At 49.2% G+C, this 14,029-nt stretch carries 12 protein-coding genes and 1 pseudogene; 10 read left to right on the plus strand and 3 right to left on the minus strand.

What is annotated here, in order from left to right:
• The first annotated feature begins 10 nt into the window (after positions 1–10).
• The 5 genes from AC13DD_RS15960 (at position 11) to AC13DD_RS15980 (ending at position 5,925) form a co-directional block, all read left to right on the plus strand.
• Entirely contained in the window at positions 11–1,324 is a 1,314-nt protein-coding gene (locus AC13DD_RS15960; protein WP_482931448.1) for a FemAB family XrtA/PEP-CTERM system-associated protein, read from the plus strand.
• Positions 1,321–2,295, plus strand: coding sequence for a GNAT family N-acetyltransferase (locus AC13DD_RS15965; protein WP_482931449.1), 975 nt, complete (start codon positions 1,321–1,323; stop codon positions 2,293–2,295). The genes AC13DD_RS15960 and AC13DD_RS15965 overlap by 4 nt, the downstream gene beginning before the upstream one ends.
• Positions 2,296–2,316: 21 nt before the next feature.
• Positions 2,317–3,429 (plus strand): glycosyltransferase family 4 protein, encoded by a 1,113-nt coding sequence (locus AC13DD_RS15970; protein ID WP_482931450.1) that lies wholly within the window; start codon positions 2,317–2,319, stop codon positions 3,427–3,429.
• Entirely contained in the window at positions 3,426–4,469 is a 1,044-nt protein-coding gene (locus AC13DD_RS15975) for a polysaccharide deacetylase family protein (protein WP_482931451.1), read from the plus strand. The genes AC13DD_RS15970 and AC13DD_RS15975 overlap by 4 nt, the downstream gene beginning before the upstream one ends.
• Before the next feature lie 127 nt (positions 4,470–4,596).
• Positions 4,597–5,925: a phenylacetate--CoA ligase family protein gene (locus AC13DD_RS15980; RefSeq protein ID WP_482931452.1), complete on the plus strand. Its 1,329-nt coding sequence runs from the start codon at positions 4,597–4,599 to the stop codon at positions 5,923–5,925.
• Between the two features lie 98 nt (positions 5,926–6,023).
• Here the strand turns inward: AC13DD_RS15980 and AC13DD_RS15985 are convergent, their stop codons facing one another.
• Positions 6,024–7,208: a carboxylate--amine ligase gene (locus AC13DD_RS15985; RefSeq protein WP_482931453.1), complete on the minus strand. Its 1,185-nt coding sequence runs from the start codon at positions 7,206–7,208 to the stop codon at positions 6,024–6,026.
• A 249-nt stretch (positions 7,209–7,457) separates the two neighbouring features.
• On the opposite strand from AC13DD_RS15985, the gene AC13DD_RS15990 reads away from it, so the two are divergent.
• From AC13DD_RS15990 to AC13DD_RS16010, 5 genes and pseudogenes are all read left to right on the plus strand, one after another.
• Complete coding sequence (locus AC13DD_RS15990) at positions 7,458–7,868, plus strand: arsenate-mycothiol transferase ArsC (RefSeq protein WP_482931500.1); 411 nt, start codon at positions 7,458–7,460, stop codon at positions 7,866–7,868.
• Positions 7,855–9,111: an O-antigen ligase family protein gene (locus tag AC13DD_RS15995; protein WP_482931454.1), complete on the plus strand. Its 1,257-nt coding sequence runs from the start codon at positions 7,855–7,857 to the stop codon at positions 9,109–9,111. Before AC13DD_RS15990 ends, AC13DD_RS15995 begins: the two co-directional genes overlap by 14 nt.
• Positions 9,112–9,193: 82 nt before the next feature.
• The gene (locus AC13DD_RS16000; protein WP_482931455.1) at positions 9,194–10,126 is read left to right on the plus strand and encodes a glycosyltransferase; all 933 of its coding nucleotides are present in this window, start codon (positions 9,194–9,196) and stop codon (positions 10,124–10,126) included.
• Between the two features lie 79 nt (positions 10,127–10,205).
• A pseudogene (locus AC13DD_RS16005) lies at positions 10,206–10,391 on the plus strand (transposase); the annotation flags it as partial.
• Positions 10,392–10,478: 87 nt separating this feature from the next.
• The gene (locus AC13DD_RS16010) at positions 10,479–11,396 is read left to right on the plus strand and encodes a polysaccharide lyase family protein (protein ID WP_482931456.1); all 918 of its coding nucleotides are present in this window, start codon (positions 10,479–10,481) and stop codon (positions 11,394–11,396) included.
• Between the two features lie 237 nt (positions 11,397–11,633).
• On the opposite strand, the gene AC13DD_RS16015 is transcribed toward AC13DD_RS16010, so the two are convergent.
• Positions 11,634–12,785 carry a glycosyltransferase family 4 protein gene (locus tag AC13DD_RS16015; RefSeq protein WP_482931457.1) on the minus strand — a complete coding sequence of 384 codons (1,152 nt, stop codon included), beginning with the start codon at positions 12,783–12,785 and terminating at the stop codon, positions 11,634–11,636.
• Positions 12,782–13,810: a polysaccharide deacetylase family protein gene (locus AC13DD_RS16020; RefSeq protein WP_482931458.1), complete on the minus strand. Its 1,029-nt coding sequence runs from the start codon at positions 13,808–13,810 to the stop codon at positions 12,782–12,784. Before AC13DD_RS16020 ends, AC13DD_RS16015 begins: the two co-directional genes overlap by 4 nt.
• Positions 13,811–14,029 lie beyond the last annotated feature (219 nt).

Consider the following 14,029-nt stretch of genomic DNA (forward strand, 5'->3'; position numbering starts at 1 on the left):
GATAATGGAAATGCAGGAAGCAACTCCAACACAGACGGAGCTCAGGGATCGTGTCGATGCCCTCAAGGCCGCCAAAGGCCGATTGAGTCGCAGGGTTGGCGAAGCCAGAAAAATCGATGAGGACTGCGCTCCACTGATTTCCGAACTCCAGGTCATTTCCGCCGAGCTAAAGAATCTCCAGAAGGCCCTGAAAAAGCAGCTCAACGAAACAGCGGCTATTTCGCAAACCTGGCAACCGGAACAACCTTTTATTCCCGGGGCTGTTCTGGACCGGCCTGAAAGCCCGTTCCAGATCGCGGTATTATCCGAGCATCCGAATGCCCGAGGGATTGTGCAGGAATACGTGCACAGACATCCAGCAGCCTCCCTGTGGCATACGCCGGAAATTCCGGAGTTTATTACCGAAACCTGCCGCCATCGCTGCCAGTATTTCTATGCCCTGGATCATGAAGGGCAGATCCGCGGCGCATTGCCAGTGGTGCAGCAAAAAAGCCGGCTCTTCGGCAATTTCATGGTGTCGTTACCTTACTTCAACTATGGCGGAGTTCTGGCGGACAACCGGGCATTTGCACAGGCGTTAATAGACAGGGCCGAGCAGTGGCGTAAGGAGTGCGGCGCGGCTCACATCGAACTGCGCCACACCTCTGATGAATTCAGCGAATTGCCCAAGCGCACGGAGAAAATAACCTGGTGGCTGCCTCTGCCGAAAGACGCAACCGACTTGTGGAACAGCTTTCAACCCAAAGTCCGTGCCCAAGTGCGTAGGGGAGAGCGGGAAGTTTCCGGCATTGATGTGGGCGGCGTGGAATTGCTGGACGATTTTTACAGGGTATTTGCCAGAAACATGCGCGATCTTGGTACGCCCGTGTACGGGAAGGGCTTCTTTGCCAACCTGCTTAAAAAACTGGGCAACAACGCAACCCTGGTTGTGGCACGGATTCACGGAAAGCCCGCAGGCTGCGCCTTTTTAACCGGTTTTGGTAAACGCATGGAAATCCCTTGGGCATCGACGCTGCGGGAGCATAACCATACTGGGATCAACATGGCCATGTATTGGAAAACGCTGCAGCTGGCAGTAGAGCAGGGCTTTGAACTGTTCGATTTCGGCCGCTGCAGCCGGGATGCTGGTACCGCCAGGTTCAAACAGCAGTGGGGTGCCTTTCCGGTGCCCCTGTACTGGCATTACTGCCTTCCAGAGGGAGGCGAGCTGCCGGGCCTGAACCCGGATAACCCGAAATTCCGCCTTCTGATTGCAGTTTGGAAGCGGTTGCCGGTTTGGCTTACCCGTATCATGGGCCCGATGATTGTGAGGAACCTGCCGTGAGTGTATTTCAGACCGACGCGTGGCAAAAAAGCTGGTGGGAGACCTGGGGTGATACTCCAGGTTTCGAATCGGTCACCGAGGGCGCTGTCGGTGCCAACGGCGTGTACCTTTCCCATTACCGCTTTAAGGGTTTCGCAATCCACGCTCTGGAATGCGTTGGCACTAGCCATCGCTGCATCGCTACCCCCAGGACCGAGTACAATACGTTGCTTGGCGACACCCCGGGCTCCGATGCCTATGACCGCCTTCTGGAACTGCTGTCCTCCACAAAGTGGACCGAAGCCGTATTCAGCGATTTCCGCGTCAACAGCACGGAGTACCAGCTGTTGCAGAAGCTATGCCGGGACAAGCGCTGGCTATGGCGCCTGCTGGAGGAAGATACCGCCTATAGCGTCAACACCACAGGGTCGTTCGAGGCATACCTCGCTTCCCTGGGGAGCAATACCCGGCTGAGGCTCTATAACCGGCGCAAGGTATTGAACTCGCTCGGAGCCGTGACCGTTCGGGATGTGCCAGCCGAAGAACAGGACAGCTTCTTTGACAATCTCGACCAGTTCCACCAACAGCGTTGGGGCTCTCCCTGTTTCGGGGGTGACAAGGGCATGTTATTCCAGCGCAAGTTCCTGGAGCGCCTGCCAGCGGAGGGAGGCCGTGCCCGTCTTTCCGAGCTCAGGATCGACGATCGGCTGATCTCTGTTTTATACAACGTTGAGTACCAGGGGCGCATATACAATATCCAGGGCGGCTTTGAGGACAATGTCCATAAAAAACTGGCACCTGGCACACTGCACTTCGGCTATGTCATTGAGCAGTGCTTTGAGGACAGCAATATTCAGGTATTTGATATGCTGGCGGGCACAGGCAAGAACGAAAACTACAAGGCCCGCATAGCCACAGACGAAGAACCAATGGCCACCGTTATGATCGTGCGCAGCTGGTTATTCCGGCTGATCTATCGTTTCAAAGGTTAACCAGGGAAAGTGACACAACCAATGCCAGCCGCGCCCATCCACATCCTCCACCTGATTGACACCACCGGACCAGGCGGGGCAGAGACGGTATTCACAACGCTGTTGCGAAGTCTGGATTCAGACCGTTACCAGCATACCGTGGTGTTGCGAGGAGAAGGCTGGGTTGCGGATACGGTAAGAAGCATTGGCATCGAGCCATTGATAATCGACTCCAAGGGAAGCTTCAATCTCGGTTATATTGCCACCCTCGTGCGACTGATCCGCAGGCATCGCATCTCCCTGGTTCACGCCCATCTCCTGGGTTCCAACGTGTACGGTGCCCTGGCCGCGTTGGTTTGCCGCGTGCCCATGATTGCCACCTTCCACGGCGGTGTGGACGTAGCGTCCAACGAGCGTTTCCTGGCCACCAAGTTCCGACTCATTAACCTAGGGGCCAAAGCCATAGTGTGTGTGTCTCGCCGGTTACAGGAAGAACTTGGATCCCGCAGCCCGCTGGCAACTAAAAAGCTAAGGCTGATCTACAATGGTGTCGACCCCGATAAATTCCGCCCTCAAAAGAGCGACGCCCTGAAAGCTGAGCTGGGATTGCCAGCCGATTCCAAACTGGTGATCTCTATTGGCAACATTCGCCCGGCGAAAGGATACCCCTACCTGGTCGATGCCGTTCCCGGTGTGGTCGCCCGTAATCCGCAGGTCCACTTCATCGTGGTAGGTCATCAGCGCAAGGACCTGTTCGCGGAGCTGGAAGCCAGGGTTAAGGACGGAGGAGCAGGATCCAATATTCATTTTCTGGGCTTTCGCAGCGACGTGCAGGACCTGTTGTGCCAGGCGGATGCGTTCCTTCTGCCGTCCACATCCGAAGGATTCTCCATCTCTACGGTTGAAGCCATGATGGCCGGCGTGCCGGTCATCGCCACCCGAAGTGGTGGGCCGGAGGAAATCCTGGATCATGAGGAAACCGGCATCCTGATCCCAACCGCCGATAGCGAGGCAATCGGTGATGCCGTGCTCCATGTGATGCAGGGAGAACTTCAAGCGGATATGACCACCAAGGCAAGAAACAAAGCCGAGCAAACGTTTTCCGTGAAGGCCATGCTGCATGGCTATCAAACGCTTTACCAGGAGTTAGTATGAGTAGTCGCTCCGGTACCCCGGTACTCAAGGACCTGCTGGTAAGAACAATGACCAGCCGTCTGGTCGAAGGAATGGTGCGCCCATTTCTTCCGCCCCTGTTGCCGGTTTTTATGCTGCACCAGTTCAAAAACCCCGGGAATGCCAGGCCCGGGCATGATCCGCAGATGGTCAGTGATTGCCTGGCCCGGCTGAGGAAGCAGGGCTACGCCTTTGTGGATCTGGATGAGGCCCTGGACCAGTTCAATCAGTCCTCAGTGAAACGGCACAAGGTAGTCTCGTTCACCCTGGATGATGGTTTCCTGCACCAGGTAGAAACCGCCCATGAGGTTTTCTCTGCTCACCAGTGCCCGTTTACCTGTTTTCTGATTACAGACTTCATGGACGGCAAAAGCTGGCCCTGGGATGCGCAGGTATCCTACCTGCTGGAACAATCCGATAATGAGACTCTGGTTCTGGATACCCAGAACGGCACGGGCCATCTGCCTCTGAGGTCCTCCGCAGAGAAACAACGCGCCGGCCACGACATCCGCGAGCTGATGAAGTCCAGTTCATCGCGACACAAGGCCGAAACCAGCGCCTTCCTGAGCGACCTTGCAGAAAAACTCGGGCTTGAACTACCTGTTGCACCGCCTTCGCCATACCTCGCACTGGGGTGGGAACGGGCAAGAGAGCTTGAACGGAAGGGTGTGAGTTTTGGTGCCCATGGCCTTACCCATCACATTCTGTCCCAGCTTGGCGCAGAGGAGGCGAGGGAAGAGATTGTTATGTCCAGGGAAAAGATTCGTCATGAACTGAGTAATCCCAGTGATGTATTTTGTTATCCGGTGGGGCGAGCCGGTGATTTCAGTGAGCGTGATGCCAAAGTGGCTTCGGAGGCGGGCTTCAGGGCTGCTGTTTCTGCTGTTCCTGGGTATGTTACACCTTTGATGCTCGTGAAGATGCGATATTCGTTACCGCGCTTTACGTTTCCAGATAAAAGAGCGGATGTCTACCAGTACTGCTCCTGGGTCGAATACCTGAAGGGTAGATTCAGGGAATAAAGGCTCTTCGAGTATGATTCTCGGAGATCAGCCGTGATCCACAGGTGGACACTTGGCGAACTTCGAACACTATTAGCTTTAATATCGAGCATCCTTAAAGGCTTTACGTTGCGGGAAGGGAAACGTCGTGGATAGGAACCTCTCAAAAAATCTGATTTTTTATCCAGTCACGTTGATGAAGGGAGAGCCCATAGCTTTGATGGTGGGGCGGTACAGGGTCAACCAGTGGATGAGTGTCGAGAGCTTACGAAGCTATCAGCTCGAAAAGCTTACGGCATTGGTGAATTATGCATTCAGATCCTCAAAATTTTACAGAGAGCTTTACTCAAAAGCAGGAATAGATCCAGAGGAAGTGCGAAGCTTTGAGGCGTTTGAGAAACTCCCTACCGTAACTAAGTCTGATTTAATAAATAGCCTTCAGGATATGTCAGGCAGTCGGGGTAAGTACTTCAGATCCAGTAAAACTACTGGTGGCTCGACCGGTCAACCCGTAAAGCTCTATAAGAATCCATTGGCTTTAGCCCGTGAACGTTGTGCTACAGCCAGAGCGTATGAATGGGCTAATATAAAAATTGGCGAACCGCAGCTGCGGTTTTGGGGTGTTCCACACTCGAGGCTAGGTAAATTTAAGGCTGGGCTGACTGACCTGGTTGCGAACCGAAAACGAGTGTCTGCATTTGATCTAACGGATGATTCATTGCTGGAATACTACAACCAAGCAAATGAATTTAAGCCGGGGTATATTTATGGATATGTTAGTGTAATTGAAATTTTTGCGCGATTTTTAATTGAAAATAATCTTCCAGCTATTCGATCATTGAAATCTGTTATAACAACTTCAGAGATATTGACACCTGGTTCAAGGGAAGTAATCTCTCGGGCATTTGGGGTGCCGGTATTCAATGAATACGGTTGTGGCGAGGTTGGTTCTATTGCTCACGAGTGTGAGCATGGTGCCATGCATGTCATGTCAGATAATCTCTATCTCGAGATTGAAGACGATGGGTCGGGCGCGGGTGAGATCCTGGTCACTGATTTCTTCAATTATTCAACGCCTTTAATTCGTTATCGGCTCGGCGACTATGCAACATTATCTAATGATGCCTGTGTGTGTGGCCGATGCTTCCCGGTTATTGACTCAATTCATGGTCGTGCCTACGACGTTATCGAGTTGCCTTCTGGAAAAAGGGTGCATCCGGAAGCAGTAATTTACGTTTTTGAGGGTATCCAATCGAAGACAAATGCATTTAGTCAGTTTCAAGTAGTCCAGGAAGCTCAGAATAGAATTATCGTTCGCATTATCCCGAATTCTAAATGGAATGACGAGGTTAGGGAGTTATTGATAGCTAACCTCAAGAGGGATATCTCGGGTGACATAATATTTGACGTTAAGGTTGTGAACGAAATCACGAGAGAGAAATCAGGAAAACTAAGATTGGTTAAATGTAATATCTAAGGGTTTTTAAAGAAATATTAAAACCCCTTCGCATTGGGCTTTTCACGCACTCAATGTGAATCAGGTGAGTCGAACTGAATTTTTTAGTAGATCAGTAGTTAACCCCCGGAGCCAAGGGATTTTATGTATTGTTTTATCTCGTGGATGAATGGGCGAAAATCATTCACTCGATTTACCTCGTGTCTGGTTTTTGTATTTGGTTTAATGAACCTAATGATTTCTATGAGCTTTCTCCACAAGGAGTAATTATTTAGGGGAGATTTGAGCACTAGATATAGTCTATCCAGATCACCAAGCACCCAGCGTACACGCCGGAGCCTTTGGGGGGGGAGGTGGTTTAGCACTTTACCAGTGGTAACCTGATAGAGCCAGTAGGGGAAATCGACACCAGAGTCGATGGCTAGCTGTAGAGAGCCCCAGAATCTCGGGTTGATCTCCATCAGGTAAGGCGTACCATCGGGTGTAACACGGAACTCTACCATGGCAACTCCGTGCCAGCAGGCCGCATCAAGGAGGATTTGGGCATATTCCTTCAGGTTGTCAGGGACGGGAGCGGACTCGCATAGTACGCTGACCCCACCCTCCGGGGGCTTCTCTCGTAGTCGTCGGTGGGCAAAAAAGCAGATCGGCTTGCCTCGGTCGTATAGGGCAAATATTCCCCGTCCTTTGCCTTCGACGAAACTTTGTATCGTAAACGGGTGCTCGAAGAATGAATGGCTCTCCAGGGCGCTCAATGCCTCATCCTGAGAGTAGACGACCATCACACTGGTTGGTTCGATGCAATTATCATGTAAAATGCGTGACTTGGATGGTTTCAGCACGACTGGATAGCGGGCAACGGACTCAAGCGCTTCTATCCCTGCCTCGCGAGTTTTGCAGAAAACACTCTCGGGCACCGGAACCCCTTTTCTGAGGGCAAGCTCAAAGAGTCGGTTTTTGTTGGCGATCATCTCAACCTGATCTGATTCAGGAAAAGGTAACGTGACCGATTCCGGCAACTCCGATTTGTAACGGAGCACGGCATAGGTCGTCGCCTCGGTTATCGGAAGTAGAAATGTTATTTTGTTTTTGAGTATCAGGCGGCAAACGTCGTCGAAAAACTGCCTGGGTGAGTCGTAGGGGTCATGGTAGTATTCATTAGCCCGGCAGTATCTGGAACAGCCAGACAAGGAGGTATCGGTGCTTTCGCCCACACTAACCCAGAGTCCTCGAGATCCCAATGACCGGACCGCTGCAAGCGCGGCACGCTGGTTTCCGTCGAGAACTAGAACCCTTTCTTCCATGATATCTATGCCTTATAAGTTGTTGGCCACTTGCCGTAGTTCATTGTAACGGGTGTGGGGCATTAAGGAACGATTCGCTCTGGTAGCTTTCGCGTGCTAAAAAACAGTAAGTTAAAACTGAAAAGCATAATATATGACCGTTACGGATCCAAAAAGGGGTTGCTGCGGTATCTTTGGTATTGGCTTCTCGCAACACTGGGAGCCTACCGGCGTTACCAGGGCGTGACACCGGGGGTGGGCCAGCGAGTAGTGTTTATTTGCAGTGGCAATATCTGTCGCAGTCCGCTTGCCGAATATTATGCCCGAAGGCTAGGCTTAGACGCGGATTCCTGCGGTCTTGATTGCGGCGTTGGGTTCCCGGCTGATCCAAGAGCGGTTCAGTATGGCAGGCAAATGAATCTTGATCTGGATTCTCACCAGACGAAGCGAGTGGATGAATTCCCCTTCAGGCCTGACGATCTCATCGTGGTTATGGAGCCCAAGCATGTAAAGAAGTTTCAACAGCAGATTGGGGCGGAACATAAGATTGTGTTGGCCGGTCTTTGTTGCCCGGAACCTTTTCCATATCTTCACGACCCTTACAATTGCAGTCCTCAGTACTTTGAGCGGTGTGAAGCGTTTGTGATTTCGTCGGTGCGGGGGTTGTGTGCCAAAAACTAAACAGTTCACCGATGAAGACCTTTTTTCTCTAAAACCCAGTAAATTGTGGGGATACTTTAAATCCGAGAGCTTTGCCTTTTGGATGATCTGTGCGTACCTGTTTTTTGAGTATGTGCGACCCCAATCCATCATGCCTGAGTTGGATATACTGCCATGGACACAGCTTAGTATTTTGGGTGCGATGGTTGGGGCTTTTTTTGATAAAAGTGTAAAGTGGGTACGCTCACCGGCTAATAAGTTAATAGTCCTATTTCTTTTGGTTACTGTTATCTCTTCGGTATCCGCATACTGGCCTTCTGTGTCATATGGAAAGCTCAGTAATATTTATACATGGGTTATAATATATTTCTTAATTATTTTTATTGTAAATACCAGGGAGCGGTTCTTAATATTTTTAGGTATATTTCTTGTCGCGTCTTTCAAGATATCCCTTTCGTTAGCCATTACGTGGGCCAAGAGGGGGTTCAGCTTCACTGATTGGGGATTGATGGGGCCGCCCGGCTTCTTTCAAAATTCTGGCGAACTGGCCATCCAGATGGTGGTGTATTGGCCTATTGCCATGGCGCTATCACTATTTCTGAAGCCATATCTTTCCAAATGGATCTACTTAGTGTGTCTGGCGATGCCTGTAACAGCTTGGGCTGTAATCTTGGGTGCGAGCTCCCGGGGCAGTCAGCTTGCACTTGCTATTCAACTCACAATTAGATACTCCAAAAAGATATTTCGACCTAAAACTATTATCACTATTGCTCTCTTTGTGTGGCTTTTTTGGACCTTTCTTCCCGAAGAGCAAAAACTGCGGTTCGCTGTGGCAGGAGAGGACAAAACATCCGAGCAGCGGCTTTTATACTGGAAAAATGGTTGGCAGATGATGCTTGATCATCCAGTTCTGGGTGTGGGGTATTTTAATTTTATTCCATATTATGAGCTGCATTATCCAGGTGACATGCTCTATGGAAGTGCACAGCTTCCGCACAACATTTTTATACAGGTTGGAACTGACTCAGGATTTATGGGGCTGGGTCTCTATGTTGCCATAATGATATACGCTTTTTCCATAATGAGAGCCTTGTCAAAAGAAAAAGACGAGAAGCTGTCAACGGAGGTTTCGCTTGCGTCGGGGTTCAATTATTCCTTGATTGGTTTTATAGTGGCTGGGCAGTTTGTAACGGTTGGATACTACCCATTTCTATGGATCCATGTTGCTATGGTTGTAGCTTTATTTAATGCTGCAAAAAAATAATCGTTATTTAAATTTATTTTATGGTTTATTTTTATTTTACTTGTTTTTGATTTTTGGATAATTTCGTATTTATGGGTGAGGTATGAATGGTGACGTTTTGGTATCGTTTGTTGTTCCTTGTTTTAATGAGGAAAAGTTTATATCTATTGTAATCGAAAAAATAAAAGAACAGGCTGTAATTGGTTGTTTTTCCTATGAGATAATTGTAGTCGACAACATGTCGACGGACTCTAGTTTCGAAATTCTGAAAAAATTAGATGTTCGATTGCATCAAAGCAGTGCGAATACTGTTGGTGGTGTTCGTAATGAGGGTGCGTTCTATTCTGAAGGAAAACTATTAGTATTTATAGATGCAGACGTTATTTTGGGTGATGATTGGGGTGAGCAGCTAGCAACAAGAATTAAATTTTTGCTCGAGGAAAAGATCTTGATTACAGGATCACATTGCTGCGTGCCTCCGGATTTGCCGCAACCCTTTCTGTCTTGGTATAAGGGGATTGAAGGTGATACTAGGAACACCCATCTCGGTTCGGGGCATATGATACTGACTAGGATGCTTTTTAATAAAGTCGGAGGCTTTGACGAGGAGTTAATCTCGGGTGAGGATTATGATTTTTGCCAACGCGCTATGGCGCACGGTGCAACATTAAAGTCAGACCCTAAGCTGAAAGTATATCATCTTGGATACCCGGACAGTGTACTCGATTTTGTTCGACGAGAATCTTGGCATGGAATCTCGGACGTTGAGGGACTTGATAGGTTTTTTAAATCTAAGGTTGCAATTTCGTCTTTTGTTTTTATTATTTTTCATATTTTTATTATTTACTTCTTTTTTACTTATAGTTTTTGTTTTTTGTTTTTTTCTTTTTTGTTTTTATTTTCTTTTCTTGCTGCGGTTGTTCTGAAGAAGTTTGGGTTTTTGGGTGCTAAAGACTTTTTTTATAAGTTGGTTGCATCCTACTTTTACCTTTTTGGAAGGTTTGCATCGATATTTAGACTATACTACGAACGATAGCCCGCCTATGTGTCAGCGTAGCTGTCCAGTTTGCGAATGCGCCTGAATTTAACCAATCGGGGGCGGCATGGGAGCATTCATGCCACGGTATTCCGAAGAACGTAAAGCCGCAGTGTTGAAAAAGCTGTTGCCTCCGCAGAACCGAAGTGTGGTGTCGGTGGCCGCAGAGGAAGGCATCTCCGATGTGACTCTGTATAGTTGGTTAAAACAGTGTCGAGAACAAGGAATGTCCGTGCCAGGTAATCGTCATACCGGGGACGACTGGATTGAAAAAATCGGCCGCCTTGGGGAATGAAAGTTTTTGTGAAATACGTTATGCTCTCTGTAGACGACGTTACTTGAGGTCAGGGTTATGGTTAAATTTTCGTTCTGCGCGGCCAAAATTCTAGCAATCGTAACCATTAGTATGGGGCCTGCCGCCGTGCACGCAGAGCCACTTTTGCACGACTCGTTCGAAAGCGGCGACATGTCTACTACTAATGGGCTTGGGTTCCAATGGTTAGGGAACAACCGGACTGCAGTTGTTACCCAAGATCGCGAAGTCTTTAACAATGGCGAGACATTTACCCCCGCCCCCGATGATTCTCAGTGGACCGCAAAAACGGGTGCGCACAGCCTTCTGTTTTATTATCCGGCAGGCGAACCGTGGTCGGAACAGAGATTCTCTCTCGGGGATAGTTACCCTGAGCTATGGTTTAGTTACTGGCTGAGAGTACCAAAAAACTTTAACCACCCCACGTCCCTTCCAACTAATAACAAGTTTTTTGCCTTGTGGATGGACGCGTATTCGTCTAAAGGTGATGGCCCATCAGTTTTCTGGAACATCCTTTCAAACGGCAAAGGTGGAAGTGTAATAGCCTACAGTTACAGTGAAGGATCATATCAAATTGCAGGTCCCCAGTGGGACGATAAGCAATTTATTGAAGTGCCGGAGGACCAGGGCAGGTGGATGAAGATTGTGATTCATGTTAAGGCCTCTTCCCAACAGGAAACATCCGATGGTGTAATCGAGCTCTGGCGTAGGTGGGAAGATGAAAGGGAATTTACCAAGTACCATGAAGATCGCAGTGCAAATCTGCCAATCCCGAGTGGTGGCCCTAACGGCTGGGCTCACGGATATTTGATGGGGTGGGCGAACGGTGAATACTCAAGTAGAACGGATTGGTTGTTAGATGATTTCACAATTTCTGAGTCCACACTCTTAAATACTGATGAAGGCTCGGAGTCAAAGGCGCAACCCAGTCCCCCTCAAAAAATAACAGTCAATTAAGGATTATTCCCTGAACTCGAACACCAAATCAGGTGCTGGCCCCGACACACTCAGATCGGTGGCCCGCCTCCAACTGAGTCCATTTCAAAGGCCTTCGGGTTGACCTGCTGTCGAGTATGTACCACATAAGACTTAGTTGTAAAATGAATTTGGAGGTCGGACTCTTATTTTCTGCAGTGATTTTCGGGCTTTGGTCGAGCAACTTCTAGACGAGTACTGCATCTTGTCAAGTCGCAGTCAATTATGGTTGGCGATAATCTGGGGGCGGCGTGCAGCCAACTTAAAATAGAGATTTTGGTAATGCCGCTTATTCACCACAGTGTCGAAGTCTTGCTTGACCTTAATATATGCCGTCTCCGCTTTTCGTACGCTATGGTCCCTCAACTCAAGTGCATTTTTTATAGCCGCTGCGTAACCCTCAGGTGAATGGTTATCAACAAGCCAGCCGCAACTGTTACCGTTGAGAATATCCGGTATCCCACCGGTATTGTGTGCCACGATTGGCACTCCAATGGTCATAGATTCTAAAAGAGTCATAGGGAGGCCTTCATGATCAGATGGCATTACAAGGAGATCCAGATTCCTGATTTCTGAGACAGCTGGATTTATAAAACCCTTGAATTCAACACTATGTGATACTTCTAGAGAGTCTGAAAGTCGCCTTAGATCTCCCAACAACGGACCATCGCCAATTATCAGCCCTCTACAGGGGATGTCTTGTTCCCGCAGCAATGCAACGGTTTTTATAAATAGATCCACACGTTTAACTGGAACGAGCCTGCCAACAATGCCGATTTGAGGCTCGATCCTGTCTTTTCCTGGGGATTTTGGCCATTGGTGTCGAACACTCTCTACATCAATAAAATTGAAAATTTTGTACACCTTGCCCGGAAACATGCTGTGTAGCTTTTCTTCGAGTTGACTAGAAACGGCAATCACTGCCTGTTGGCGGAAGCGCCCCAGTAGGACATCTAGTTTATGTACTAACCACTTTTGGGGGTGCGTGAATTTGAATTGAGTTTCTGGGTTGCCATGGACCGTGCGCACAGAGAATGGGACCTGCGCGAGTTCTTTTCCAAGAATACCAAGTACGTTCTCTTTGAAGCCGTGGGTGTGGACGATCTTGCTCCCATGCACTTTGCAGTGTGCTGCAATTGTGCGGCAAATGGCGATGGGGCCTAGTTTGCTCTCGTCCGCGAGTGTCACCGGAATGCCAAGTTCTCGCAACTTGTCGTATAGAATCCCAGGATTGAACACGATAGCTGTGACAAAGATTTCTTTTGACGTCGCTAGTGCCCGGCATAGGTTATAAACCTGGCTTTCAGCGCCGGCCCATAAATCACCAGACACCACATGAGTGACGACCAGTTTTGAATTCTTGGAGTTCATAACAGCCCGCGCCCAATGGTTGCCAGTAACGCCAGGTTGCTCCCGCTGTTACCGTCGTGCAAATTGAACCGGTGTAGGTCAAGAGGGTTGCAACCGCGGGTGTTCCAGCCAGTTTTCGTAGTGCATGCAGCGTCGTAATGATCTGAAACCAGCGATTCTCCATTGTTTGTGATGTCACCATTTGGGTAACAGAACACAGGAACGCAAGCGGAGGTAAGCGATTGAAGATCTTCGAGGCAGACGACGATTTCCTCGTGAAGATCCTCTTTACTTTTTAGCCGGTTAAGACGGAAGTGGCGGCGGGTGTGCGCGCCGTACGCGACCAAGCCATCCTTTGACATCTCTGATAGTTCCTTCTGATTCAAAATGGATCTGCTATTTTTGGCCGGTGCAAATTCGGGATGGTTTAAGTAGAGATTATTCAGCGCAGTGATGATCGTCTCATCATCGAGCTTTTTGAGACTAACGATTACCGCATCTGCTTCAAGAACTGATAAGGGACGATCTCCAGTGCGACAGGAGGCAGGAAGGTGCGGCCGAAGCCAGTCAAATGAGGAGCTTTCAGCGGGGATCGCCATTGAGGTGAGTAGCCTGAGCACTTGCTCGGGCCAGAAGATTCCCTGAGAACCAATCATCTTTGTTACCAGAAAAATCGTAGCCGGTATCTTCTGTTCTTTAAGCACAGGGAAGGCGTGTTGATAGTTGTCTCGCCAGCCATCGTCAAATGTGAATGCAACGCATAGCTTGGGGAGCCGTTGGCCCTGTTTGTCATTTTCAATCCAATCCGTCAGATGAACTGGCTTTGCTCCTAGCTTTCGAACTAGTTGGATATGTTTTTCTAGCGCCTCAGGCGTGATTATCATCCCTGGTTGTTCCGAAGCCCTCTCCGCTGAGCCGGCGGGAAGGACTCTGTGATAGGTCAGGATAAGAAGTGTCGGCTGGCTTAAAAGCCTGATTCGCAGCCAACCGTAAACTGCCAGAAAAGTCAAAGCGCCAGTTTTCAAAAATCGCCTGAGTAACGCCATGCTTAAGGCCTCTCCAATGGTCGCGATCTAGCCGTCCGTGTATTGTCATGAACGCTGGGGTTTTGCCACCCACACGTGCTGTTGCCATTCTAAAGCTTTATGGAGTTGATTCGCCAGCTTGCTTTTAACGCCGCGATAGCTGGTGCATAATGGCACTCCGTCTAACCGACAAGGATGTTGTGTGCATGTCGACCTACCTTTCAAGGAGCGCACGAACGC

This window comes from Marinobacter sp. L-13 (assembly GCF_056857715.1).